General features: G+C 37.1%; 23 protein-coding genes and 1 tRNA gene. 18 read left to right on the plus strand and 6 right to left on the minus strand.

Going from position 1 to position 23,969, the window contains the following annotated elements; all coding sequences use genetic code 11:
* Positions 1-337: 337 nt before the first annotated feature.
* The 3 genes from MR062_RS01365 to MR062_RS01375 form a co-directional block, all read right to left on the minus strand.
* Positions 338-718, minus strand: a complete 381-nt coding sequence (locus tag MR062_RS01365; RefSeq protein WP_242202257.1) for a nuclear transport factor 2 family protein — start codon at positions 716-718, stop codon at positions 338-340.
* 79 nt (positions 719-797) lie between these two features.
* Entirely contained in the window at positions 798-1,409 is a 612-nt protein-coding gene (gene yihA / locus MR062_RS01370) for a ribosome biogenesis GTP-binding protein YihA/YsxC (RefSeq protein WP_242202258.1), read from the minus strand.
* A gap of 206 nt (positions 1,410-1,615) precedes the next feature.
* On the minus strand, positions 1,616-2,380 hold the full coding sequence (locus MR062_RS01375; RefSeq protein ID WP_242202259.1) for an alpha/beta fold hydrolase: 765 nt from the start codon (positions 2,378-2,380) through the stop codon (positions 1,616-1,618).
* A gap of 294 nt (positions 2,381-2,674) precedes the next feature.
* Here MR062_RS01375 and mraZ point away from each other — a divergent pair, with 294 nt between their 5' ends.
* The 16 genes from mraZ (at position 2,675) to MR062_RS01455 (ending at position 20,554) form a co-directional block, all read left to right on the plus strand.
* Complete coding sequence (gene mraZ / locus MR062_RS01380; protein ID WP_242202260.1) at positions 2,675-3,145, plus strand: division/cell wall cluster transcriptional repressor MraZ; 471 nt, start codon at positions 2,675-2,677, stop codon at positions 3,143-3,145.
* Positions 3,132-4,028, plus strand: a complete 897-nt coding sequence (gene rsmH, locus MR062_RS01385) for a 16S rRNA (cytosine(1402)-N(4))-methyltransferase RsmH (protein ID WP_242202261.1) — start codon at positions 3,132-3,134, stop codon at positions 4,026-4,028. The genes mraZ and rsmH overlap by 14 nt, the downstream gene beginning before the upstream one ends.
* The gene (locus tag MR062_RS01390; RefSeq protein WP_242202262.1) at positions 4,029-4,346 is read left to right on the plus strand and encodes an FtsL-like putative cell division protein; all 318 of its coding nucleotides are present in this window, start codon (positions 4,029-4,031) and stop codon (positions 4,344-4,346) included.
* Between the two features lie 63 nt (positions 4,347-4,409).
* Complete coding sequence (locus MR062_RS01395) at positions 4,410-6,362, plus strand: penicillin-binding protein (RefSeq protein WP_242202523.1); 1,953 nt, start codon at positions 4,410-4,412, stop codon at positions 6,360-6,362.
* Positions 6,359-7,822 carry a UDP-N-acetylmuramoyl-L-alanyl-D-glutamate--2,6-diaminopimelate ligase gene (locus tag MR062_RS01400; protein WP_242202263.1) on the plus strand — a complete coding sequence of 488 codons (1,464 nt, stop codon included), beginning with the start codon at positions 6,359-6,361 and terminating at the stop codon, positions 7,820-7,822. The genes MR062_RS01395 and MR062_RS01400 overlap by 4 nt, the downstream gene beginning before the upstream one ends.
* An 87-nt stretch (positions 7,823-7,909) precedes the next feature.
* Complete coding sequence (gene mraY, locus MR062_RS01405) at positions 7,910-9,151, plus strand: phospho-N-acetylmuramoyl-pentapeptide-transferase (protein ID WP_242202264.1); 1,242 nt, start codon at positions 7,910-7,912, stop codon at positions 9,149-9,151.
* A gap of 8 nt (positions 9,152-9,159) precedes the next feature.
* The gene (gene murD, locus MR062_RS01410) at positions 9,160-10,494 is read left to right on the plus strand and encodes a UDP-N-acetylmuramoyl-L-alanine--D-glutamate ligase (RefSeq protein ID WP_394800520.1); all 1,335 of its coding nucleotides are present in this window, start codon (positions 9,160-9,162) and stop codon (positions 10,492-10,494) included.
* A gap of 106 nt (positions 10,495-10,600) precedes the next feature.
* Positions 10,601-11,794: an FtsW/RodA/SpoVE family cell cycle protein gene (locus tag MR062_RS01415; RefSeq protein WP_242202266.1), complete on the plus strand. Its 1,194-nt coding sequence runs from the start codon at positions 10,601-10,603 to the stop codon at positions 11,792-11,794.
* Positions 11,795-11,867: 73 nt separating this feature from the next.
* On the plus strand, positions 11,868-12,971 hold the full coding sequence (murG, locus tag MR062_RS01420) for an undecaprenyldiphospho-muramoylpentapeptide beta-N-acetylglucosaminyltransferase (RefSeq protein ID WP_242202267.1): 1,104 nt from the start codon (positions 11,868-11,870) through the stop codon (positions 12,969-12,971).
* Positions 12,971-14,323 carry a UDP-N-acetylmuramate--L-alanine ligase gene (murC, locus tag MR062_RS01425; protein WP_242202268.1) on the plus strand — a complete coding sequence of 451 codons (1,353 nt, stop codon included), beginning with the start codon at positions 12,971-12,973 and terminating at the stop codon, positions 14,321-14,323. The genes murG and murC overlap by 1 nt, the downstream gene beginning before the upstream one ends.
* A gap of 16 nt (positions 14,324-14,339) precedes the next feature.
* Complete coding sequence (locus MR062_RS01430) at positions 14,340-15,032, plus strand: cell division protein FtsQ/DivIB (protein ID WP_317235749.1); 693 nt, start codon at positions 14,340-14,342, stop codon at positions 15,030-15,032.
* A 3-nt stretch (positions 15,033-15,035) separates the two neighbouring features.
* Positions 15,036-16,346 (plus strand): cell division protein FtsA, encoded by a 1,311-nt coding sequence (gene ftsA, locus MR062_RS01435; RefSeq protein WP_242202270.1) that lies wholly within the window; start codon positions 15,036-15,038, stop codon positions 16,344-16,346.
* Between the two features lie 67 nt (positions 16,347-16,413).
* The gene (gene ftsZ, locus MR062_RS01440; RefSeq protein WP_242202271.1) at positions 16,414-18,393 is read left to right on the plus strand and encodes a cell division protein FtsZ; all 1,980 of its coding nucleotides are present in this window, start codon (positions 16,414-16,416) and stop codon (positions 18,391-18,393) included.
* Positions 18,394-18,579: 186 nt separating this feature from the next.
* Entirely contained in the window at positions 18,580-19,029 is a 450-nt protein-coding gene (locus tag MR062_RS01445) for a GatB/YqeY domain-containing protein (RefSeq protein ID WP_242202272.1), read from the plus strand.
* Positions 19,030-19,036: 7 nt separating this feature from the next.
* Positions 19,037-19,110 (plus strand) — tRNA-Arg (locus MR062_RS01450).
* Between the two features lie 592 nt (positions 19,111-19,702).
* The gene (locus MR062_RS01455) at positions 19,703-20,554 is read left to right on the plus strand and encodes a zinc-dependent peptidase (RefSeq protein WP_242202273.1); all 852 of its coding nucleotides are present in this window, start codon (positions 19,703-19,705) and stop codon (positions 20,552-20,554) included.
* Between the two features lie 323 nt (positions 20,555-20,877).
* On the opposite strand, the gene MR062_RS01460 is transcribed toward MR062_RS01455, so the two are convergent.
* On the minus strand, positions 20,878-21,435 hold the full coding sequence (locus MR062_RS01460; protein WP_242202274.1) for a CHRD domain-containing protein: 558 nt from the start codon (positions 21,433-21,435) through the stop codon (positions 20,878-20,880).
* A 237-nt stretch (positions 21,436-21,672) separates the two neighbouring features.
* Between MR062_RS01460 and MR062_RS01465 the strand changes: the two genes are divergently transcribed.
* Complete coding sequence (locus tag MR062_RS01465) at positions 21,673-22,092, plus strand: CBS domain-containing protein (RefSeq protein WP_242202275.1); 420 nt, start codon at positions 21,673-21,675, stop codon at positions 22,090-22,092.
* An 81-nt stretch (positions 22,093-22,173) separates the two neighbouring features.
* Positions 22,174-22,590 carry a CBS domain-containing protein gene (locus MR062_RS01470; protein ID WP_242202276.1) on the plus strand — a complete coding sequence of 139 codons (417 nt, stop codon included), beginning with the start codon at positions 22,174-22,176 and terminating at the stop codon, positions 22,588-22,590.
* Here the strand turns inward: MR062_RS01470 and rpe are convergent.
* Both rpe and MR062_RS01480 read right to left on the minus strand, forming a co-directional pair.
* Positions 22,587-23,249 (minus strand): ribulose-phosphate 3-epimerase, encoded by a 663-nt coding sequence (gene rpe / locus MR062_RS01475; RefSeq protein ID WP_242202277.1) that lies wholly within the window; start codon positions 23,247-23,249, stop codon positions 22,587-22,589. The genes MR062_RS01470 and rpe overlap by 4 nt on opposite strands.
* A gap of 53 nt (positions 23,250-23,302) precedes the next feature.
* On the minus strand, positions 23,303-23,710 hold the full coding sequence (locus MR062_RS01480; protein WP_242202278.1) for a BLUF domain-containing protein: 408 nt from the start codon (positions 23,708-23,710) through the stop codon (positions 23,303-23,305).
* Positions 23,711-23,969 lie beyond the last annotated feature (259 nt).

The raw sequence follows: 23,969 nt of genomic DNA on the forward strand, positions 1-23,969 counted from the left end.
GTGTAGGAACAGCTTTATTGAAGGTACAAACTGCTCGATTTGAAGGATGAACGTATTTAGTGCCTATTTTAAGGGTATTAAATATGTCTTTTTTTGAAAAAAAGGACTTGTAAAATAGCAAGTAGGGTTGTAAACAGTTTTTATTATTTTAAAATTAAAAATAGCCCCATAATAATTAGTATTAAAATTAATGCCAACTATAATATAAAAGCAACTTTGCACAAACACCCACTATAGTTTCACTAATACAGCAAAATTTCTTATAACAATAAAGAGGCGAGGTTTTTTATTACAATTAAGATGTAATAAGCAAAAGAGGTATTGAATACTCTTCATGTTACTGCTCATTCAAGCGTTCTACTAATTTTCGGGTGATGGCCGTGTCGTATATTATCTTTAGGGTTTTGATTTTGTTTTTTGCGCTGAACTCAATAATGTCAACAACATCAAATGTAACGGTCTCATTGTTTTTTAAAGTCCATATGTAGGTGAAATAAAGCGCTATAGTATTGGAGTTTATTTGTTCAAATATACCCTTAAGATTAAGTTTGGAAGCCGAGGTGTCGTTGTTTAAAGTATTATAAAACACGCTTGTACTTTTTGTGCCATAGAGGGGTGACTCAACAATACCATCTTCATCAAACAGCGCAATAATTTGTTCGATGTTTCCATTTTCAAGGTACTTTAAATAGCTGTTGGCGACTTCTGTTCTATTCATTTTAAATACGGAATCGTTAAATTGTTCTGCTTTTGGGGAACAGGCTTTACCGTAAATTTAAGGAATTTTACTGTGTAAATTAATTAGAAATTAAATCCATATTCCTGTTCAATTCATCAATATAATTTAAGACTTCTTCTTTTCCAATGTCTTTTGAAGACGAGGTAATAAAGTAGTTGGGCATGGCTTCCCAGGTTTCCAAAAGCACATTTTTATAATCTTCTACATGTCTTATACTGGCATTGGGTTTTAGCTTATCGGCTTTGGTAAATATTATGGAGAAGGGAATGCCGTTTTCGCCTAGCCATTGCATAAATTCTAAATCTATTGTTTGTGGTTGGTGCCGTATGTCTACCAATACAAAAGCGGTTACCAATTGTTCACGCAAGGCAAAATATTGGGTAATGAATTTTTGGAAGGTCTTTTTTGCTGTTTTAGATACGCGAGCATAACCATAGCCTGGCAAGTCAACCAAATGCCAATTCTTATTGATTAAAAAATGGTTAATAAGCTGTGTTTTTCCAGGTCTTCCCGAAGTCTTGGCCAAACTTTTTCTGCCGGTTAGCATATTAATTAGCGACGACTTGCCTACATTGCTTCTGCCAATAAAAGCATATTCGGGGAGCATGCTTTTGGGGCATTTAGCAACATCGGAATTGCTCATTACAAATTCGGCAGATTTTATTTGCATGGTGTTGTGAGTTCTTGGTTTGCTGGTTTAAAGTTCAAGGTTTGGGATTCAAGGTTACAAAGTAAAGCTGTTTCAAACAATCTTCTAGTAAATATCTGGTCAATCTACAATTAATCCCTAGTCAATCTCCAATCAATCTAATAAAAAGGGTCACAAAACACTGCGACTGAATACTGAGACTAGATACCACGACGGTTAACTTCAAGTTAAAACCCTCGCTCCTGTAACCAGCCATCTAGTATATTGTTGAATTCGTCTGGATGTTCCATCATGGCAGCGTGGCCACACTTGTCTATCCAATACAAATCAGAGTCCGGTAACAAGTCATTAAACTCTTCGGCAACTTCAGGAGGGGTTACATTATCGTTTTTTCCCCAAATAATACAGGTAGGCGTTTGCATATTAGGCAAATCTTTAGCCATATTATGGCGTATGGCACTTTTGGCAATGGCCAAGGTTTTTATAAGCTTGTTTCGGTCGTTTACAGTTTCGAATACTTCGTCTACAATTTCTTTTGTAGCTACCTCAGGATCGTAAAACACCTCCTGGGCTTTCTTTTTAATTACTTCATAATCACTGCGTTTGGTGTAACCACCGCCCATGGCACTTTCGTATAGTCCAGAGCTTCCAGTAATCACAAGTGCCTTTACTTTTTCGGGATAGTGCTTGGTGTGGTAAAGCCCAATATGGCCACCTAGCGAATTACCCAGTAAAATAACTTCTTTATAACCTTTAAACTCAATAAATTCCTGTAGGTATTTAGCAAAGCTTTTTACATTGGTCTTGAGTAAAGACATGGTGTAAATGGGGAGCTCGGGAATGATAACTTTATAGTTCTTGGTACTAAAAAAATCTAAGACAGAACTAAAATTGCTTAATCCCCCCATAAGCCCATGTAGCACTATAATGGGAGTGCCTTCGCCTGCTTCTATATAACTGTAATTTTTTTCCTTTTTTAAACGGTGCGTCATTAATCAGTTGGTCATTACGTTAAAAACAAATATAGTTAAATCATTCATATTTCAATCATTTTAATTTATTATCAAAAAATAAATAAGGCAATCAAGATGTTAACAACGGTTTGGTTTTTTCTATGAAATTCTTAATGCTTTGATAATGAGTGGGAGTGGTCTATTAGGTTGTGGAAAATCAGTTTTAATGTGCATTTAAGCGAAAATTTATCAACAAAGTGGTATAATGTGGTAAAATGTGGTAAAATTTTCAATATATTTGAAACTTAAACACCAAAACATTAGCCAACCTCATTGGATTCATTAATAGGGACATACGAATGTAAAGTCGATGCGAAAGGACGATTAATGATGCCTGTTGCGTTGAAAAAGCAACTTACTCCTGTCTTGCAGGAGGGTTTTGTGTTGCGACGTTCGGTATTTCAAAAGTGTCTCGAGCTGTATCCTATGCAAGAGTGGCAAAACCTTATGCAGAAGGTGAATAAGCTTAATCGCTTCAAAAAAAAGAACAACGATTTTATTCGTCGGTTTACTGCAGGTGTTAAAATGGTTGAGGTTGATGTTAATGGGCGTTTATTGATTCCAAAGGATTTAACGGTTTTTGCAAATATTTCGAAACATATTGTTGTGGCTTCGGCTATTAACATTGTGGAGATATGGGATAAAGACCTATACGAGCAGGCTATAAGCGATGCGGCTTTAGATTTTGCCGATTTGGCAGAAGAGGTAATGGGACAAGACGATGACGACTATGGAATATCATAACCCTGTACTGTTACAGGAAACGGTTGATGGATTAAATATAAAACCAGATGGTGTTTATGTTGATGTGACTTTTGGAGGTGGAGGTCATAGTAAGGAAATATTAAATAGGCTAGGTGATAAAGGGAGGTTGTTTGCTTTCGATCAAGATCAAGACGCTCTTAAGAATATAATTGAGGACCCCAGGTTTACGTTCATTAGCGAAAATTTTAGATATATAAAACGCTTTTTGCGGTTTCATGGGGTTAAAAAAGTAGATGGGATTTTGGCCGATTTTGGGGTGTCATCCCATCAGTTTGATGTTGCCGAACGAGGCTTTTCAACACGTTTTGAGGCCGACTTGGATATGCGGATGAACCAGAAAGATGAGCTCTCGGCTTATCATGTGGTTAATACCTATGAAGAAGAGCGGTTAAAACAAGTGTTCTGGCAATATGGCGAATTACGGGCGGCACCGGCAATGGCAAGATTGATTGTGGCGTATAGAGAGCAGGAGCCTATTGTGACGAGCAGTCAGTTAAAGCAGGTGTTGAAAAAGTTTTTGCCACCAAGACATGAAAATAAAGTGTTGGCGCAAATATATCAGGCTATTAGGATAGAGGTGAACCAGGAAATTGAAGCGCTTAAAGAGTTTTTGATGCAAACTCCAGAACTGTTAAATGTGGGAGGGCGTTTAAGTTTAATCTCTTATCACTCCTTAGAGGATAGGCTTGTAAAGCGTTTTATAAGAAATGGTTTGTTTGAAGGAGAGCCAGAACGTGATGTTTTTGGAAATTTTGAAGTACCTCTTAAAAAAGTTAACGGCCTTATTGTGCCAACCAAAGAGGAAATAGCATTAAATAATAGAGCGAGGAGTGCCAAGTTGCGTATCGCTGAAAAGATATAAATGAAGAAAAAGATCTATAGCATATTAAAAGGAACATTTTTGGTGAGTGATGACTCCTTTAAAAATTGGAGGTCTATTATTTTCATTTCTGTTTTGGCTATAGTAATGATTGCGAGCTCGCATAGTGCCGATAAAAAAGTGTATGAAATCGCAAGGTTGAATAATGAAGTAAAGGAGCTGCGCTCTAAATTTTTGGATGGGCGCTCCAGGCTTATGCAGCTTAAAATGGAATCGGCAGTAGCATTAAAAATGAAAGAAAAAGGGTTGGCGCCGTCCTTGATCCCGCCCCAAAAGATAAAAGTTAAATCTCAAAAGTAGCTAGTTAAATTGGCAGTAAACGAGAAAAACATATTGAACCGATTGTATTTTGTAGCAGGATGTATGTTCGTCTTCGGGCTTGCTGTGGTGTTTAAATTGGCAAGTGTACAGTTTCTTCAAGGCGATAAATATAAAAATCTGGCAGAAAAACAAGCTGTCAAAAATGTAACCATTCCGGCCAATCGTGGGAATGTGTATGCCGATGATGGGAGTTTGTTGGCAACATCCATTCCTAAGTACAACATTGCAATAGATGCTGTAGTGTCTTCAGCAAAGCTTTTTGAAGCTCACATAAAAGGATTGTGTGATTCACTATCGGGCTATTCCGGAAAATCTTCAGCCTATTACGAAAAGTTAATAAGAAAGGCGCGTGCCAATAAAGATCAATATCTGTTGTTGATTAAAGATATTGGGTATTCCGATTATATCCGTTTTAGGAATTTTCCATTGTTGAATAAAGGTGCTATTCCTGGTGGGCTGATTGTAGAACAGAATACCAAGCGGGAGTTCCCTATGGGGAGCATTGCCCGCAGAACTATTGGTTATGAGCATATCGACGACTATGGTAATGTAACACGCCCCGGAATTGATGGTGCTTTTGGTGTGAAATATTTAAGAGGTACCGATGGCAAACGCTTAAAACAAAAAATAGGCAAAGGTAAATGGAAACCTTTAACCGATGCTAATCAAATTGAACCTAAAGATGGGTATGATGTTTACACAACAATTGATGTTAACATACAAGATATTGCACATCACGCCCTTTTGGAGCAGTTGGAAAAATATAAAGCTGGTCATGGCTGTGTGGTGGTTATGGAAACCAAAACAGGTGAGGTTAAAGCAATCTCCAACTTAGGAAGAAGTTCAAAAGGGACGTATTATGAGCGTTTGAATTATGCTGTTGGTGAAAGCCATGAGCCTGGGTCTACGTTTAAATTAATGGCTTTAATGGTGGCTTTGGAGGATAGAGTGATTGATACATCTACTATGGTGGATACAAAAAATGGATATAAGAGATTTTATGGTAGGGCGATAACGGATACTAGGGGGCATGGTGAAATATCTGTAGCAAGAACTTTTGAGTTGTCATCGAATATAGGTTTGGCTACCATTGTAGATGATAATTATTCTAAGAGTCCAAAGAGATTTATAGAAAGATTGAAAGAATGGGGTTTGCACAATACTTTGGGTTTACCAATTTTAGGAGAAGGGAAGCCGATCATTCCTAGTCCAGGGGATAAAATCTGGAGTAGGAATGCACTACCTTCAATGGCTTATGGGTATAATCTACAAATGACTCCATTGCAAACCTTAACATTTTATAACGCTGTAGCTAATAATGGCGAAATGGTGAAGCCTCAATTTTTAAAAGAGGTAAAGGAATTCGATAAGGTTATTGTGCCTTTTAAAAAAGAGGTTATCAATAAGCAAATATGTTCTAAGGAGACTATTTCTAAGGCTCAAGAAATGTTGAAAAATGTTGTGGTGCGTGGAACTGGAAGAAGGTTGTATTCTGAAAATTTTTCCATGGCTGGAAAAACTGGGACTGCTAGGGTAGATTATGCAATGCCTGATTGGAAAGAAAATCCAAGGTACATCTCGTCTTTTGTGGGGTATTTTCCAGCTGAAAACCCAAAGTATTCCTGTATCGTGGTTATTCATAAGCCTAGTACGAAGGTTGGTTTTTACGGAGCGGATGTGTCTGGTCCGGTATTTAAAAAAATAGCCCAGAAAATATTTACAGATACACCAATTATCGATGAGGTTAAAACCTTAGAGGTGCAAAGCCAATTAGCCGAAAAGGAATTTGAAAACTATTACGAGTTGGCTAAAAAGTATAAAACCGTAATGCCTAATGTGGTGGGTTTACCAGCAATGGATGCACTAGCACTATTAGAGAATATGCAGGTTAAAGTTAAGGTGAAGTTGCAGGGTAATGGTGTTGTGAAAAAGCAATCGGTAAAAGAACATAATAAGTTGAGTGATAATCAAACCATAGTATTAACGGCTTCATGATGGCGCTTAAAGACATATTGTATAGGGTTTCCATAAATGCCGTGGTGGGAGATACGGGTGTTGTTGTTAATGCCCTGGAATTCGATTCCCGTAAGATCCAGCAAGGCGATGTGTTTATTGCGGTTCGGGGACATGTTGCCGATGGGCATGAGTATATTAATAAGGCCTTAGAGCAAGGCGCTGTGGCAATTATTTGTGAAGCATTGCCCCAAAACCTGATAAAAGAGGTGACTTATGTAGAGGTGGGCAATTCCAATGAAGCCTTGGCGATTATGGCATCCAATTTTTATGGGGTGCCTTCAGAGAATCTGAAGTTGGTAGGTGTAACGGGAACCAATGGAAAGACTACCGTTGCCAGTTTGTTATATCAGCTGTTTAAAAAGGCGGGCTATAAGGTGGGCTTATTGTCTACTGTAAAAATTATGGTAGATAATAAAGAATATAAAGCCACGCATACTACGCCAGATTCCATTGCCATTAATAAGTATTTGAAAGCAATGAACGATGTTGGGGTGGAATTCTGTTTTATGGAAGTAAGCTCACATGGCATTCACCAAAAGCGGACGGAAGGCTTGCGTTTTGAAGGGGGTATTTTCACTAACCTTAGCCATGATCATTTGGATTATCATAACACCTTTGCGGAATATAGGGATGTAAAAAAACAATTCTTTGATGCTTTGTCATCCCAAGCTTTTGCATTGGTAAATGTAGATGATAAAAATGGGCTGTTCATGTTGCAAAATACCAAAGCGAGAAAATCTACCTATGCCCTAAAAGGTTATGCCGATTACAAAGCCCAAATATTGGAAAATCAGTTTGGGGGGCTGTTGCTTAAACTAAATGATAGTGAATTGTGGACTAGACTTATAGGTAGTTTTAATGCCTATAACGTATTGGCAATTTATGCTACAGCAGAATTATTAGGGCTCGAAAAAGTGGAGGTGCTGCGCTTAATAAGTGAGTTGGAAAGTGTTAGTGGGCGTTTTCAGTATTTAATTTCAGATGAAAACATTACGGCTATTGTCGATTATGCCCATACTCCAGATGCTTTGAAAAATGTGTTGGAAACCATCAATAGCATCAGAACCAAAAATGAAGAATTGATTACCGTAGTGGGCTGTGGGGGCGATCGGGATAAAACCAAACGTCCTAAAATGGGACATATTGCTTCGGCACTAAGTACAAAAGTAATTTTTACTAGTGACAATCCCCGAAGTGAAATTCCCGAAGCCATCATTGAAGATATAGAAAAAGGTGTGGAGCCGCAGCATTTTAAGAAAGTGGTTTCGATAACCGATAGGCGACAAGCTATAAAAACGGCCTGTCAAATGGCAAAAGCAAACGATATCATTTTAATAGCTGGAAAGGGGCACGAAACCTATCAGGAGATTAAAGGAGAGCGCTTTGATTTTGATGATTTTAAAATTGTGCAAGAATATTTAAAGCTTTTACAGAAATAGGTGTTAAGAAGAAAATATTCTAAAATATTAAAAACAAAATGTTACCTCGAGCGTAGCCGAGAGGTTTTAAAATTTAAATAAGAGTCGATGTTATATTATCTATTCGAATACTTAGAAAAACAGTTCCAGTTTCCAGGAGCTTCCCTTTTTGGTTTTATAACCTTCAGGGCAGCTTTTGCCATAATTTTATCACTGTTAATCTCTACTATTTATGGTAAGCGCATTATTAGGTTTTTATTGAAAAAGCAAATGGGCGAAACCATTAGGGATCTAGGTTTGGAAGGTCAGCAGGAAAAGGCCGGAACACCAACCATGGGTGGTATTATTATCATTTTGGCGACACTTATACCGGTCTTTTTATTGGCAAAACTTGATAATATATACATCATTCTTTTGGTGGTTACCACGCTGTGGATGGGAACCATTGGTTTTGTGGACGATTATTTAAAGAAGTTCAAGAATGATAAAGAAGGGCTTAAGGGTAGGTTTAAGGTGATGGGGCAGGTAGGACTGGGTTTGATTGTGGGGCTGACCTTGTTTTTTAATTCAGATGTTACCATAAAAGAAAAATTGCCTGAGGAACAACTGCAGGAATTACTAGCGGAGAACCCAAACATTTCACCTTCAAAATTATTTCAAGACGAAGCTAAGTCAACTAAAACCACCATCCCTTTTGTGAAAGGCAATGAATTTGATTATGCGTCTTTAATCACTTGGATTAGCCCAGATTTGAAGAAATACGCTTGGGTCATTTTTATACTGGTATCTATTATCATTATAACAGCAGTATCCAATGGAGCTAATCTTACCGATGGAATAGACGGTCTGGCGGCAGGGACTTCGGCTATAATAGTACTTACGCTGGGCATATTTGCATGGGTGTCGAGTAATATCATTTTTTCAGATTATCTCAACATTATGTACATCCCAGGAGTTCAAGAAATAACCATTTATATCGCCGCTTTTGTTGGGGCTTTAATAGGGTTCTTGTGGTATAATACCTATCCGGCACAAGTGTTTATGGGGGATACGGGAAGTTTGACCATTGGCGGAATCATCGCGGTAATAGCTATTGCGGTACGTAAGGAATGGCTAATTCCGGTATTGTGTGGCATCTTTTTGGCCGAAAATTTATCGGTGATCATGCAGGTGGGCTGGTTTAAATATACCAAAAAGAAATATGGGGAAGGCAGGCGCATTTTTAAAATGTCGCCATTGCATCACCATTATCAAAAGTCTGGGTATCATGAAAGTAAGATTGTTACGCGCTTTTGGATTATAGGCATTTTACTGGCCATAATAAGTTTGGTGACATTGAAAATTAGATAATGTCGAAGATGACAAAGCGCTTAGTCATATTAGGAGGAGGAGAAAGTGGTGTGGGAACGGCACTTTTGGCAAGGGCAAAAGGTTACGACGTTTTTGTTTCCGATAGGGGTAAAATGAAAGAAGAATATAAACAAGTTCTTATACATAATGAGATTGAATGGGAGGACGAAAAACATTCTGAGGCGAAGATTTTAAATGCCGATTTGGTGATGAAAAGTCCTGGTATTCCCAATAAGGTACCGATAGTAAGTCGGTTAATAGCAGCCAATATTCCCGTGATTTCCGAAATAGAGTTTGCTTCAAAATTTACTGAAGCAACTATTGTGGGAATCACGGGAAGTAATGGCAAAACCACTACGGCTACGCTCACGCATCATTTGCTAATGCGAGATTTAAGTGTTGGCTTGGCGGGAAATATTGGGGATAGTTTTGCTAAACAGATTTTGGAACATGATTACGGGCATTATGTGCTTGAGATTAGTAGCTTTCAGTTGGATGATATCGCCGATTTTAAACCAAAAATAGCGGTGATCACCAATATTACACCCGATCATTTGGATCGATATGATTATCAGTTCGAAAATTATGTTGCTTCAAAATTTAGGATTGCCATGAATCAAACAGCTGATGATTATTTGATTTACGACGCCGATGATGATGTTATCGTCAATCATTTAAAAAACAATCCAGTTCAATCTACATTATTGCCATTTTCATTAACGAAGACTATTGAAAATGGTGCGTATTACGAAAATAACAACATAATAATAACAATAGATAACGATAAAATTACTATGCCAACAACAAACTTAACCTTAGAAGGGAAGCACAACGTGAAAAATGCGATGGCAGCTTCAACAGTTGCTCATTTATTGAAAATTAGAAAGCAGACCATTCGTGAAAGTTTGGAAAACTTTCAAGCGGTAGAGCACCGTTTAGAGCATGTGCTTAAGATTAACAAGGTGCAATATATAAACGATTCTAAGGCAACAAACGTTAATGCAACATATTATGCTTTAGAAAGTATGGATGCGCCAACGGTGTGGATTGTAGGTGGACAGGATAAAGGCAATAATTATACAGAGCTTTATTCGTTTATAAATGAAAAGGTAAAGGCTATTATTTGTTTGGGTGTAGACAACAGTAAAATTATTGAAGCCTTTAATGGTATGGTCGATGTTATGGTGGAAACACAATATATGAGCGAAGCGGTTAAGATTGCTTATAAAATAGCTGAGGCGGGAGATAATGTGTTGTTGTCGCCAGCATGTGCTAGTTTCGACCTGTTTGAAAATTACGAAGACAGGGGTAGGCAGTTTAAGGACGCGGTTAGGAATTTATAGAACCATTCGTTGAGTTTAAGTATAAAAAATATCCAAATGTTTATTCTGGTGATCTCGATAACTATCGGGATTGTATCGAAAACATTTTAAATTAATATTAAACTAAGTGCAGCAACTTTTTAAAAATATAAAAGGTGATCGGTTAATTTGGGCAATTGTGGCGTTGTTGGCTATTGTGTCCTTTTTGCCTGTTTATAGTTCTGCAAGTAATTTGGCTTATAAAGGGGGAGATGGCAATACATTCGCCTTTTTTGTAAAGCATTTTATGCACTTGTTTTTAGGTTTTGTTATCATGTATGGGGTGCATAAAATACCCTATCGCTATTTTAGGGGGTTATCGCTAATCATGATTCCTGTCGTGTTAGTGCTTTTGGGACTTACTATGGTGCAGGGGACAACTATTGGTGGGGCTAGTGCCAGTAGATGGATACAAATACCATTTGTGGGGGTGTCGTTTCAAACCTCTACGTTGGCATCGGTGGTTTTAATGGTTTATGTGGCCCGTTATATGTCTAAAATCAAGGACAAGCACATCACGTTTAAAGAGTCGATTTTGCCACTTTGGATGCCTGTTTTTTTGGTATTGGCTCTTATTTTGCCTTCTAACTTTTCAACGGCGGCCATTATATTTCTAATGGTGTCTATTTTGGTGTTCATAGGTGGTTATCCCATTCGTTATCTGGGAACTATTCTAGGTTTAGGTGTTGTTGCTTTGGCGTTGTTCATCATGTTTGCAAAACTGACTTCAGGGCCATTGCATGTTAAGGTGTCTACATGGGAGAATAGAATTAAGAATTATTCCAATGGCGAAGACACCGAGGCCGACTATCAAATACAAAAAGCAAAAATAGCTATTGCTTCTGGAGGAATAAAGGGTGTGGGGCCGGGTAAGAGTATTCAAAAGAACTTTTTGCCACAGTCGTCGTCCGATTTTATTTTTGCCATCATTATTGAAGAATATGGTTTGTTGGGTGGCTTTTTTATCATGATCCTATACCTCTGGTTGTTGTTTAGGATTGTAATTGTTTCCCAAAAGAGCGATACCGTTTTTGGGAAGCTTTTGGTATTGGGGGTTGGGTTGCCTATCATATTTCAAGCGCTTATAAATATGGCGGTAGCCGTAGAATTATTTCCTGTTACCGGGCAAACATTGCCACTAATTAGTAGTGGTGGTACTTCCATTTGGATGACTTGTTTGGCTATAGGTATTATTTTAAGTGTAAGTGCGCAAAGACAGGATGTTATAGAACAGGAAAGCAGTGAGGATAATCCGTTGGAAATTTTATCGGAAACCATATAAGTTAATAGTTTTTAAAGTTATAAGTGTCTAAAGTTATAAGTACTTAAAGTTAAGGAAGGTAAAAATTGAATTAGTGGCAAAGGAAAAAACATATAAAATTATTCTCTCGGGAGGTGGTACAGGAGGACATATCTATCCTGCCATTGCTATTGCTAATGAATTAAAACGGCGTTTTCCTGATGCGGAATTTTTATTTGTAGGTGCTAAGGATAGAATGGAGATGGAAAAAGTGCCGCAGGCCGGTTATGGGATAAAGGGGCTTTGGATATCTGGTATTCAGCGTAAACTCACTTTAAAGAACCTCATGTTTCCATTTAAATTAATAAGTAGTTTATGGAAATCGAGGCAGATTGTAAACAGGTTTAAGCCTGATGTTGTTATAGGAACTGGTGGTTTTGCAAGTGGTCCTTTGTTGTATGTGGCATCATCTAAAAGGATTCCGAGTTTAATTCAGGAGCAGAATTCCTATCCGGGGATTACCAATAAGCTATTGGCTAAAAAAGTTCAGAAAATATGTGTAGCCTATGATGGTTTGGAACGGTTTTTTCCGAAGGATAAAATTATTAAAACCGGTAATCCGGTGAGGCAGGGCCTTTTGGATATAGAGTCTAAAACAGTAGAGGCTAAAAACAATTTTAATTTAAAGCATGGTAAGAACACCTTGCTTGTTTTAGGAGGTAGTTTAGGTGCTAGGCGAGTTAATGTGCTGATAGAGCAGAAACTCGATTTTTTGGATGCCCAGAATGTTCAAATCATTTGGCAATGTGGAAAATTGTACTATCAGCAGTATAAAATATATAACAACACCACCGGTGTGCAGGTACATGAGTTTTTGAATGATATGGATTTGGCCTATGCGGCTGCCGATGTTATTATATCCCGCGCGGGGGCAAGTTCGGTATCCGAATTATGTATTGTTGGAAAACCGGTCTTGTTTATTCCATCGCCTAATGTGGCTGAAGACCATCAAACCAAAAACGCTATGGCTATTGTTAATGAAGATGCAGCCATGCTAATAAAGGAAGAGGATTTGGATGTGGATTTTGAGAATAAATTCAGTCAGTTGTTGGCATCGCCCGAAAAGCAAAAACAACTAAGTCAAAATATTAAGAAGATGGCACTTGTGAATGCTACCAAGCAAATTGCAGACGAAGTGGAAAAATTGTTAAAAGTATAATGGATTTAAACCAAGTACATAACGTTTATTTTATCGGTATAGGAGGTATTGGTATGAGTGCCCTGGCGCGCTATTTTATGGCCAATAATAAGCGTGTTGCTGGGTATGATAAAACACCAACTAACATAACCAATGGATTATTGGAGTTAGGTATTGATATCCATTTTGATGATACTATTGAAAGTGTCGATACTTCATTTTTAGACAAAGACAAAACGTTGGTGGTTTATACACCGGCTGTGCCATCTGCACATAGCGAGTTAAGTTATTTCATAGCCAATGGCTATCGTGTTTATAAGCGCTCGAAGGTCTTGGGGTTAATCACCGAAAACACCTTTTGTTTAGCAGTGGCTGGTACTCATGGAAAAACAACAACTACTAGCATCTTGGGGCATTTGTTATATGAATGCAATGTACCGTTAACCGCTTTTCTTGGTGGGATAAGTGAAAATTACAACTCGAATTTTATCAGTAAAGGAACAGAGGTTACTGTTGTGGAGGCAGATGAGTTCGATCGTTCGTTTTTAACCTTAAGGCCTAATATGGCTTGCATTACTTCAATGGATGCCGATCATTTGGATATCTATGGTGAAGCCGAATCACTCAAGGATTCCTTTAGGGCTTTCGCTGAATGTTTAAAACCAAAAGGAACATTATTTGTTAAAAACGGATTGCCAATACAGGGGATAACCTATGGTATAGAAGATGCGTCTGATTACAGTATTCAAAATATTAAAATAGATAACGGAACTTATGTTTTTGATGTTTTAACACCAAAAACCATTCTGAAAAATTTAAAATTTAACCTACCAGGTAGACATAATTTGTCGAATGCATTGATAGCCTTGGCGATGGCTGTGGAGTATGGTTGCCCTCACCAGCAGCTCGCCAAGGCTTTGGCATCTTATAAGGGGGTTAAACGTCGTTTTACCTATCATATAAAAACGGAGCGTTTGGTTTATGTTGATGATTATGCCCATCATCCAGAAGAAATTAATGCCGTTTACCAAGCGGTAAAGGAGATGTACCCCGATAAAAAAGTGTTGGCTATTTTTCAGCCACATTTATATAGTAGAACACGTGACTTTGCAGACGATTTCGCCAAAAGCTTATCGCAATTCGATGCGGTGATGCTATTGGATGTTTATCCCGCAAGGGAGCTGCCAATAGAAGGTATTACTTCGGCATGGTTGCTGGATAAAATAGCATTAAAGGATAAGCAATTGGTTGGTAAGAACGAGTTGATTTCCAAAATTCGAGAAACTAATGCTCAAGTGGTTTTGACGCTTGGTGCAGGAGATATAGGAGAAGAAGTAAAACGAATTAAAAAGGAATTTAGCATTGCGAGTTAATTGGAATTTTATAAAAATGGTGTTGCTATTTAGTATAGTGGTATTTCTTTTTGCATTTGCTTCGGTAAGAAATACAACTAGGCAAGTTTCGCAGCCAAACATAAAATTTATAGGGGAGAACAACCTGTTTATCACCAACCAAACTGTTAGTAAATTGTTAATACAAAAACAGCAGGGTGTTAAAAATGTGCTTAAAGAAACTTTAGATTTGAATGAATTAGAAGTGTCCCTAAAATCTAACCCCATGATTAAATCGGCAGAAGTGTATGTGTCTGTAAACGGTACACTTAATGCCGAAATAGAGCAGAAAACACCAATAGCGCGGGTGAGCACTAATGCATCGTATTATGTAGATGATCAAGGTGCGTTTATGCCTTTGTCTGGTAATTACTCGGCAAGAGTGCCATTGGTTACAGGAAATATTGAAAAAAATAACCTAAAAAATATATACCAAGTAGCTAAAAAAGTTGGGGAAGATGAATTTTTAAAAAAGAATGTTATTGAAATTCATCAAAGTGACAAAAGGGAGATTTTTTTAAGGTTAAGACGTTGCAATTTTGTTGTGAAACTGGGGACAACAGAGTTTTTGGATAAAAAGATTAATAACCTAAAAGTGTTTTATAAAAAGAACCTAAAAGAAAAGACACTTGATAGGTATAGTAAGGTTAATTTACAATTTGATAATCAAGTGGTCTGTACCAAAATTTAGAACATGGAACATAATTTAGCAGTAGGTTTAGACATAGGAACCACAAAAATAGTGGCCATGATTGGTCGTAAGAACGAATACGGCAAAGTAGAAATTTTAGGTATTGGACGATCTAAAAGTCTGGGGGTTCATCGTGGTGTTGTAAACAATATTACGCAAACTATCCAATCTATCCAGCAGGCAGTACAAGAAGCAGAAGTTTCGGCAGATATGAAGATTGATGGCGTAACGGTTGGTATTGCAGGGCAGCATATCCGTAGTTTACAACATAGCGATTATATCACAAGACCAAATTCAGAAAATGTAATAGACGACGATGATATCGATAGGCTCATAAACCAAGTGCATAAATTGGTGATGTTGCCTGGCGAAGAGATCATTCATGTGCTGCCACAAGAGTATAAAGTAGATGGCCAAGGCGAAATAAAAGAACCCATAGGAATGTATGGGGGACGATTGGAAGCTAATTTTCATGTGGTTGTGGGGCAAGTATCCTCAATACGCAATATTGGTCGTTGTGTACAAAGTTCTGGATTAAGCTTAGAAGGTATCACCTTAGAGCCGTTAGCTTCAGCCAATGCGGTATTGAGCCAAGAAGAAAAAGAAGCTGGTGTGGCATTGATTGATATAGGTGGTGGAACTACCGATTTGGCCATTTTTAGGGATGGTATTATTAGGCATACGGCTGTAATCCCTTTTGGAGGTAATGTGATTACCGAGGATATTAAGGAGGGCTGTTCCATAATAGAAAAGCAAGCTGAATTGTTAAAAATAAAGTTTGGATCGGCGTGGCCGGGAGAAAACAAAGACAATGAAATTGTTTCGATACCTGGGCTAAGAGGTCGGGAACCAAAAGAAATTACACTAAAGAACCTCTCAAAAATTATACATGCCCGTGTGATAGAGATTGTTGAGCAAGTATATGTTGAAATTAAAAACTACGGTCACGAAGAGCAAAAGAAAAAATTAATAGCCGGTATTGTTTTAACAGGGGGCGGTAGCCAACTAAAGCATTTAAAACAGTTAGTTGAATATATCACAGGTATGGATACCAGAATAGGCTACCCAAACGAACACCTTGCCGGCGATAGCGATGAGGATATAACAAGTCCGTTGTATGCAACAGCAGTAGGATTGGTTTTAGACGGGTTAAAGCGCCAGGAGCGAAAAAAGACAGAAGCCAAGCAAATTGAAGAAGAGGAAAACGCTATTGCAGAAGAAACGGAACACAAAGAACCTCCTGTTAAACAGAGACGTTCGTTTTTAGATAAATTAACCGAGCGGGTTAAAGATTTTTTAGATAACGCAGAGTAGCATAAAGCAATCCATTGAATAAAATTAAAGTAAAATATTAAGTAAAAATACCAGTAAACTAGAATTTATGAGCAGCAAAAAAGAATTCGAAAGCATTGCATTTGATTTGCCAAAAAACCAGTCAAATGTCATTAAAGTTATTGGTGTTGGCGGTGGTGGCAGTAATGCCATTAACCACATGTTCCAACAAGGTATTAAAGGTGTCGATTTTTACATCTGTAATACCGATGCACAGGCACTTCAAAACAGTGGCGTGCCCAACAAAATCCAATTAGGCGTTCACTTAACCGAAGGGTTGGGTGCAGGTGCAAATCCAGAAATAGGAGAGCAGTCTGCAGTAGAAAGCTTTGAGGAAATCTCGCGTATGTTGGATACCAATACCAAAATGGTTTTTATTACCGCAGGAATGGGCGGAGGTACCGGAACGGGTGCTGCACCTATTATTGCTAAAATGGCTAAGGATTTAGACATTTTAACGGTTGGTATAGTAACGATGCCTTTTCAGTTTGAAGGGAAAATGCGTTTGGAGCAATCGCAAAAAGGTATTGAGAAATTAAGGGATGTTGTCGATTCGTTAATAGTGATCAACAACAACAAGCTTCGTGAGGTATATGGAAACCTTGGTTTTAAAGCAGGTTTTTCAAAAGCAGACGAAGTGCTATCTACAGCTGCTCGGGGAATAGCCGAAGTTATTACACATCACTACACTCAAAACATCGATTTACGTGATGCGAAAACTGTTTTAAGTAATAGTGGTACTGCCATTATGGGGTCTGCAATGGCATCGGGACAAAATCGTGCTCACGATGCTATTAGAAAGGCATTGGATTCGCCATTACTTAACGATAATAAAATTACTGGTGCCAAAAACGTATTGCTGCTTATTGTTTCAGGATCCCACGAGATTACCATTGATGAAATAGGTGAAATAAATGACCATATTCAAGATGAAGCAGGTCATGGCGCCAATATCATTATGGGAGTTGGAGAAGACGACTCGTTGGAAGAATCTATTGCAGTAACCATTATAGCTACAGGGTTTAACGTAGAGCAACAAGATGAAATTTCTAATACCGAAACAAAGAAGGTAGTGCATTCTCTGGAAGAAGAACAGGAGGTGTTGGCAGCCGATCGTGAGCCTGTGATTATTACGCCGGTAATAGAAATGGAGGAGAAGAAAGAAAAGAAAGAGCCACCTATCGTTCGCCATACCTTAGAGTTGGATGAGGAAGAGACAGAAGTTAAGCAAACTCAAGAAAAGCCAGTTGAAAAGCAACAGCCTAAGAAGGTTACCATTTCAAACGATGGTGATATAAACCTAATACCAACCTCAGAGCTTATTAAGAATATTAATGTTGAGTACGAAGAGGTCAATGCTAAGGTCCAGGAAGAAGACGATTTTATTATCAAACCAATAACCGTAGTTTCAGAGGAAAAAGAGGATGTAGTAGAAGAAGATCAACAAATAACCTTAACATTCGATTTGCCATTATCATCAAATAGCAATGAAAAAGAAGAGGAGCCTCTTGAGCCTGTTATTGACGAAAAGGTAAAAAAGATTCCAGTTAAAGACTATATCGAACTAATAACGGTTACCGAGGCTAATGAAGATGGTGAGGTGCGTTATGCGTTGGATGATTATATAGAGTTGGAGTCTGCTATGAATGTTAAGAAGGAAAAGAAACAAGAAGCTGTTGAAGAGGTAGATGATGATATTGTTTTTGAAAAGAAAGTTATTGTTGAAGATGTTGTGGAAGAAGAAGTGGTGTCAGATGAAATTGATCCAATGAACACCCCAATATCACAAATGCTTAAAGAGCGAGCAGAAGAACGTAAGCGCAAAATGAAGGACTTTAACTATAAGTTTAATAATGCAAAAATAGACGATATAGAAAAAGTGCCAGCTTACAAAAGACAAGGGGTCGATTTAAGTGATGTTAAACATTCTTCAGAGACCGATATGTCCAGAACCAGTATTGGATTGGACGATAATGAGGATATACAATTAAGAAGTAATAACTCGTTTTTACACGATAATGTGGATTAAGCCATAAAAAGTCACTAGACTTACTTAGTTATGAACCCGAGAAGATTTCCTCAGCTTTTCGGGTTTTTTTATGATAAAGATTAAGTAATTTCATTATTTTTGCTACCCCTTAAAGAGATACCAATAAGATAGCGGTAGCATAAATGCCCTGTTTTTAAATTAAAAAAGATAAAAAACCTTATAACAATGAGTTTGCAACAAGATGTAATGACGGCATTAAAAGAGGCGATGAAATCTAAGGATCAAACAGCTTTAGCGGCTTTAAGAGCGGTTAAGTCTGCTATTTTATTGGCACAAACCGAAAGTGGAGCCAAAGCCGAATTAACAGAAGAGCAAGAGCTTAAATTACTTCAAAAGCAAGTAAAACAGCGTAAGGATAGTGCGGTGGTATATATAGAGCAAGGACGTGAAGATTTGGCAGCGCCAGAATTGGCAGAGGCCGAAGTTATTGCCCAGTTTTTACCCGAAGCATTGAGCGAAGCAGAAATAGAGAAAGTGGTGCTGGCAACCATTGAAAGTGTAGGAGCAGAAGGTATGAAGGATATGGGTAAGGTGATGGGAATAGTAAGCAAGGAATTAGCTGGTAAAGCAGATGGTAAAACCATATCGACTATCGTAAAAGAAAAATTAGGTTAAAAATAAAGGCTGCGTAGTTCAACTGGATAGAATATCAGATTTCGGCTCTGAGGGTTGGGGGTTCGAATCCCTCCGCGGTCACGAATAAATAAAAAAACTTTGTGTCAAATCAAGCTTGCTTGAATTTGTAAGCAAAGTTTTTTTATTTTCAAAGCGGAGCTTTGAGGGAAAAAGGAGCGTAGCGAGTTAATCCCATAAAGAGCGAATAAAAAGAGACTTGTTTGAATTAGAATGTATCGTTTTTTTATTTGAACAATTTTCAAAGCGGAGCTTTGAGGGAAAAAGGAGCGTAGCGAGTTAATCCCATAAAGAGCGAATAAAAAGAGTCTTGTTTGAATTAGAATGTATCGTTTTTTTATTTGAACAATTTTCAAAGCGGAGCATTGAGGGAAAAATGAGCGAAGCGAGTTAATCCCATAAAGAGCGAATAAAAAGAGTCTTGTTTGAATTAGAATGTATCGTTTTTTTATTTGAACAATTTTCAAAGCGGAGCTTTGAAGGAAAAACGAGTGTAGTGTGTTAATCTCCCGCTCTTCGAAGTAAAACTTCACCTAGCTACATTTTTTATTTTCAACCTATGTTATTGATAAAACCTAAATGCATTTCAACTAATAAATTACTTTTTTAAAAAGGATTAACGTAATTTCGAGACTAATAAGACGTTAATAATAGAATGTTACTAGTTTTACTTTTACTAAAATATAGCCTGGGAAGCAAAATTATACTCGGTATTTTCTTTGTGATATTGGCCTATATGATCTTTCATTTTGCCATTAAAATGATTGAAATGGGCTATGTGTTAAAGCACAGAAGGCCATACTATGTGCATTTTTATTTGTTTAAGAAGAAGCTAAATGACAGTCAAAAACAAGTATTAAAGACAAAGTTTAGGTTTTATAATAAATTATCAGATAAGAATAAACGTTATTTTGAGCATCGGGTAGCCTCCTTCATAGTAGATAAAGATTTTATTAGTAGGGGAGGTTTGGCCATAACCGAAGAAATGAAGGTGCTCATTGCTGCAACAGCCGTTATGTTAACTTTTGGATTTAGGGATTTTTATATAGGATTAATATCTAAAATTGTTATTTATCCAACCAAGTTTTATTCAAAAACCAATAATGCTTATCATAAAGGGGAGTTTAACCCAAAGCTTAAGGCCTTGGTACTGTCTTGGGAGGATTTTTTAAAGGGGTTTGATGTAGATGATGATAATTTGAACTTAGGTATCCATGAATTCACTCATGCCATTCATATAAACAGCATTAAAGAGCGTGATATAAGTTCTACGATTTTTAGTGATACCTTTAAAGAGCTTTCAGAATTGCTTTCAAAAAATGAGATATTAAGAAACCATATCACGTCTTCTAAATACTTTAGAAAGTACGCTTATACCAATCAGTTTGAGTTTTTGGCGGTGGCCATAGAAAACTTTATTGAAACACCACACGATTTTAAAAGTGAATTTCCACAGGTATACGACAAAATCAAACAGATGCTTAATTTTAACTACGCCGGGTATTAATAAAAGAAGTCAAAAAGTATGTATGTGTCATTCTGGACTGTGTCACACTGAGCGTGGTTGCTGAGGTACTCGAAGTGCAGTCGAAGTGTTGTTTCTAGAACCTCGATTAACCTTTATAAAAACTTAAAAGCTTACCCAGTAATCCCGAAACTAGTTAGGGGCGACAAAGAGGAATGTCATTCAGAAGGAGGGAGGAAATGACAGACAGAAGAAACTATCTATCCTTCTTTTATAGGGGTTCTTCCTGCCTACCGAGAGGCAGGTGCTTCACTCTGCTCGCTCTGAATGACACTTATAATATGTTTAACCTCTTAAAAATGATTTTATAGCTGACCTCTTAATTCTCCAGAGGGAACTTGTTGTGTATGCACATTTACATAGATATTTCCATTTCTAATGGCGTCAATAAGTCCTGCCATATCACCTTCTAAAGCGCCAACAATATTTTCTGCCATAATCACCCCTTCTGCCAATACACCATTAGAGGGACCTGATGGTTGTCCATCTAGGTTGTTGTAAAGCCAAGTAACAACGCCTCCGTTTGCTCCCGCCTCTTTCATATGAAAGTGAGACATCATCACATTGTCAATATTGGCTACAATAAGTTTGTAATAAATCCAGCTTTCGTCTGGACTAATTTTTACTATGGCTTGTCCAGTAGCATTTGTTTCCACTGCGGGTACTTCATTGTCTCCAGATAAGTGAGTGGTAAAGTTAAATTTTACCTTTGTAGATTGTTTTGAATTAGCGGTCTTGGACATTAAATCATTATCCTGTAAGTTACCTTCTAGGTTAACCTGTTCGGTTGTACATCTAGTGAAAGCAAGGCAGAATACTACCAATGCAAAGATGTACATCAAATTTTTAATTTGTGTTTTCATAGTACTTTTTTAAGATTAATAAATAGCTCGTACCAAGCGTAAGAAGGTAAGTGGATGGCTTGTAGAAGGTTAAGACTAAATATACGAATAATTTTGTTAAAACAATAGAAATAGGTTTCAGTTGCTCTTAATTCCGATTAACGTCATTTACCTAATGTTGTAATCTATGATTTATGTCATAATATATTAAAGCTTAGTTTAATAATTTTAGAGTTAAGTTAACCAATACTTAAGATTATGATACGTAAGGCACCAGTTTCAACGATAATGACCGAGCACGTTATTACGTTACATAAAGAAGATAGCTTAGAAAAGGCTGAACAAATATTTAAAAAGCACCATATTAGGCACATCCCTGTGGTTGTTAATAATGTAGTTATTGGCATGTTAAGCAAAACGGATTTACTCCGACTTAAGTTTGCAGATTATGATGAAAATGAAGATATGGATTCCGATACATATATCTATAATGTCTTCACCATAGAGCAGGTTATGCATCAAAATATTGTCTCTGTGTCTTCTTCAAACTCCATAAAAGAGGTAGCCGAAATATTTGCAACCAAAGAATTTCATGCATTGCCAGTGGTTGATAATAATAAATTAGTGGGTATCGTTACCACTACAGATGTAATTAAATATCTTTTAAGTCAGTTTTAAGTTTGTTTTGAATACTGACAATTATCATATCTGGTTTCTTGTTAAAGCTATAATTTTAAACATAAATTAAAATAGAAGATCATGAGAGCGTTGACCCCAGTTTCTGAAATAATGACGAAGAACATTATTGCTTTGGATAGAACGGATGATTTAACCAGAGCAGAGGCATTGTTTAAAAAGCACCATATTAGGCATATTCCCGTTGTGCAAGAAGAATCTATTATTGGGATGCTAAGTTTTACCGATTTGCTAAAAATTAGTTTCGCCGATGCAACAGAAGATGATAGGGATGTGGGCGCCGTTGTGTATAATATGTTTACAATAGAACAGGCGATGACGAAAAATGTCGTTACCGTAAACAGCAGTACCACCATTAAGGAAGTGGCCGAAATTTTATCAAAAGAGGAATTTCACGCTTTACCAGTAGTAGACGATTCTATCTTGGTGGGGATGGTGACTACAACAGATTTAATTAAATATATGCTAAAACAATTTTAAGAATTAGCGATTTTCTTTAAATCGCTTATAGTTTCTAACTGATTGGTACTTTTAAAAACATAACTGCCAGCAACTAAAACATCGGCACCCATATCGACCAATTTTTTAGCATTTTTGTTGGTTACACCGCCATCAATTTCAATACGTGTTTTGGCGTTTTTACGTATGATAAGTTCTTTTAGTTGAGCGACCTTATTGTATGTGTTTTCAATAAAACTTTGGCCACCAAAACCTGGGTTTACACTCATTATGCAAACGAGGTCTATATCGTTAATAGTGTCTTCTAAAACGTTAATGTTGGTATGTGGATTAAGAGCAACACCAGCTTGCATGCCTTCAGCTTTTATGGCCTGTAAAGTTCTATGTAAATGCGTGCAGGCTTCGTAATGAACGGTTAATACATTGCTGCCTAAGTCAGCGAACGTTTTAATGTATCGATCTGGGTCAACAATCATTAAATGGACATCAATAGTCTTTTTTGCGTGCTTGGCAATAGCCTGTAGAACGGGCATTCCGAAAGAAATATTAGGAACAAAAACACCATCCATAATGTCGATATGAAACCAATCGGCATCACTTTGGTTTACCATTTCAATATCGCGTTGCAGGTTAGCAAAATCGGCCGCTAGAATAGAAGGTGCTATTAATTTAGAACTCATTAGGAAATATTAATATTATTTACGGCAAAAATAATAGTTTGTTAACGGCTCGCCTATTTTTTGGTAATAAAATTTTCGACTATTGAAATAACTTTATTTGCCGATCTGTTTTCGGCTTCTTTTAGCCATTCTAAATAATCGTTTAGATTTTGTAAGCCTTTTTTATTATCCACAATTGTAAAACCAAAATTATAATCTTGAAAAATGCGCTCTTCAATATTAGTATTAATAATTTCAAAGATGTTTTTATGTCTAATGTCTTTAGAAATTCTAATATAGGTTTGGTTTACGGCATTTTCTTCCCCCTCAAGCACCTGTAAAAAGTTTTGGTTTTTATAAATAAGAATGCCTGTGATATTATATTTATGGTTATTTGCTTTGGCTTGTAGGTATAGCGCCTCTAGATCAGCTAAAGTTTCTGGTTTTGTGGAATCACTTATGTAACAGATTGTTTTTATCATTTAAGCAGTGGGAATGTATATCATAAATTGATTTTAGCGGGAATATATTCTTTTAAATATATTAAAAATCTTACTTATAAACTAATTTTATTTTAAATCATTAAATATCAGCAAGACGAAAAGTTGCTTTAGCGTTTAATTTTACTGGAGAGGTATGTAGAATGCTTTATGATAAAAATAAACCCCCGGTAATCAGCCGGGGGTTCTTTCATCAATCAAAAAACGAACAGTTATGTGAAACTGTTTGTTGCGGTAATTT

Origin of the sequence: Aestuariivivens insulae, assembly GCF_022662195.1 — a bacterium.
Taxonomy (GTDB): Bacteria; Bacteroidota; Bacteroidia; order Flavobacteriales; family Flavobacteriaceae; genus Aestuariivivens; species Aestuariivivens insulae.

What these genes read in the sequence shown, in the direction of transcription:
- rsmH (WP_242202261.1), top strand. Translation starts at nt 3,132, where the DNA reads ATGGAATATCATAACCCTGTACTGTTACAGGAAACGGTTGATGGATTA.
- mraY (WP_242202264.1), top strand. Translation starts at nt 7,910, where the DNA reads ATGTTATATTATCTATTCGAATACTTAGAAAAACAGTTCCAGTTTCCA.
- ftsZ (WP_242202271.1), top strand. Translation starts at nt 16,414, where the DNA reads ATGAGCAGCAAAAAAGAATTCGAAAGCATTGCATTTGATTTGCCAAAA.
- MR062_RS01460 (WP_242202274.1), bottom strand. Translation starts at nt 21,435, where the DNA reads ATGAAAACACAAATTAAAAATTTGATGTACATCTTTGCATTGGTAGTA.
- MR062_RS01365 (WP_242202257.1), bottom strand. Translation starts at nt 718, where the DNA reads ATGAATAGAACAGAAGTCGCCAACAGCTATTTAAAGTACCTTGAAAAT.
- MR062_RS01455 (WP_242202273.1), top strand. Translation starts at nt 19,703, where the DNA reads ATGTTACTAGTTTTACTTTTACTAAAATATAGCCTGGGAAGCAAAATT.
- murC (WP_242202268.1), top strand. Translation starts at nt 12,971, where the DNA reads ATGGATTTAAACCAAGTACATAACGTTTATTTTATCGGTATAGGAGGT.
- MR062_RS01480 (WP_242202278.1), bottom strand. Translation starts at nt 23,710, where the DNA reads ATGATAAAAACAATCTGTTACATAAGTGATTCCACAAAACCAGAAACT.
- MR062_RS01395 (WP_242202523.1), top strand. Translation starts at nt 4,410, where the DNA reads ATGTTCGTCTTCGGGCTTGCTGTGGTGTTTAAATTGGCAAGTGTACAG.
- MR062_RS01375 (WP_242202259.1), bottom strand. Translation starts at nt 2,380, where the DNA reads ATGACGCACCGTTTAAAAAAGGAAAAAAATTACAGTTATATAGAAGCA.
- MR062_RS01390 (WP_242202262.1), top strand. Translation starts at nt 4,029, where the DNA reads ATGAAGAAAAAGATCTATAGCATATTAAAAGGAACATTTTTGGTGAGT.
- murD (WP_394800520.1), top strand. Translation starts at nt 9,160, where the DNA reads ATGACAAAGCGCTTAGTCATATTAGGAGGAGGAGAAAGTGGTGTGGGA.
- rpe (WP_242202277.1), bottom strand. Translation starts at nt 23,249, where the DNA reads ATGAGTTCTAAATTAATAGCACCTTCTATTCTAGCGGCCGATTTTGCT.
- MR062_RS01430 (WP_317235749.1), top strand. Translation starts at nt 14,340, where the DNA reads ATGGTGTTGCTATTTAGTATAGTGGTATTTCTTTTTGCATTTGCTTCG.
- MR062_RS01445 (WP_242202272.1), top strand. Translation starts at nt 18,580, where the DNA reads ATGAGTTTGCAACAAGATGTAATGACGGCATTAAAAGAGGCGATGAAA.
- MR062_RS01400 (WP_242202263.1), top strand. Translation starts at nt 6,359, where the DNA reads ATGATGGCGCTTAAAGACATATTGTATAGGGTTTCCATAAATGCCGTG.
- MR062_RS01465 (WP_242202275.1), top strand. Translation starts at nt 21,673, where the DNA reads ATGATACGTAAGGCACCAGTTTCAACGATAATGACCGAGCACGTTATT.
- yihA (WP_242202258.1), bottom strand. Translation starts at nt 1,409, where the DNA reads ATGCAAATAAAATCTGCCGAATTTGTAATGAGCAATTCCGATGTTGCT.
- ftsA (WP_242202270.1), top strand. Translation starts at nt 15,036, where the DNA reads ATGGAACATAATTTAGCAGTAGGTTTAGACATAGGAACCACAAAAATA.
- MR062_RS01470 (WP_242202276.1), top strand. Translation starts at nt 22,174, where the DNA reads ATGAGAGCGTTGACCCCAGTTTCTGAAATAATGACGAAGAACATTATT.